The organism is Planctomycetota bacterium, from assembly GCA_039819165.1.
Classification (GTDB): Bacteria; Planctomycetota; Phycisphaerae; order Phycisphaerales; family UBA1924; genus JAHCJI01.
Genome location: JBCBSM010000004.1, coordinates 1 through 729 on the forward strand (window position 1 = coordinate 1; position 729 = coordinate 729).

Annotated in this window: 2 protein-coding genes; both read right to left on the reverse strand. The window is 76.0% G+C overall.

What is annotated here, in order from left to right:
• Window positions 1-455: hypothetical protein (locus AAFX79_13715; GenBank protein ID MEO1009614.1), on the reverse strand; the 455-nt coding region annotated here is incomplete at its 3' end.
• Window positions 452-729: CBS domain-containing protein (locus tag AAFX79_13720; protein MEO1009615.1), on the reverse strand; the 278-nt coding region annotated here is incomplete at its 5' end. The genes AAFX79_13720 and AAFX79_13715, both read right to left, overlap by 4 nt.

Below are 729 nucleotides of genomic sequence, written 5' to 3' on the forward strand. Positions count from 1 at the left end.
AGCCGGCTGTAGTCTTCTAGCAGCGCGTCGTCGGCGTCGGCCATCAGCGGCGCGAGCGCGTCGCACGCGGCGCGGTGGGCCTTGGCCGCGCGCGGGTCGCGCGGGTTCTGCAACGCGGCGTGGCGGAACCGGCGGGCCGCCTCGCGGCTCTGGCCGCCTTGGCGGAGCGCCTCGGCCGTGGCGAGCGACAGCTCGCACGACCGCCCGGTCGCGCCGGCCCGGTGCGCGAGGCCCGCCGCCTTGTCGAGCGTGGCGACCGCCGACGCGAGGTCGCCCGCGCGGAGCCGCTCGCCCGCCGCGGCGACCAGCCGATCGACCACCTCCGGCGCGGGCGTGGCGGCCGGCTCGAGTTCGTCGCGTGCGCGGCGGAGGTCGTCTTCGAGCGACACCTGCGCGAGCGACGGCGCCGCGAGCAGCAGCCACACGGCCGCGGATCGGCGGGTGGGCCTGCTCATGGCGCCCCCGGTTCGTTGGGCGAAGCGACCATCAGCACGCGGTTGAGCCCCGCGGCGCGGGCCGCGTCGTACGCCTGGACCACGTCGCCGAGCGGCACGCCGTCGGCGACGACGAAGAGCACGGTGATCGAGTGCCGGTTCATCATCGCGAGCGCCTCGACGGCCATGAGATCGGGACCGATGGTTCGCGGGCGCGCTGTCATCACCTCTCCAGCCGTCCGCGCCAGGAGATCCTGGCCCATGCCGCGTCGGACATCGCCGTCCGTGACGTCAC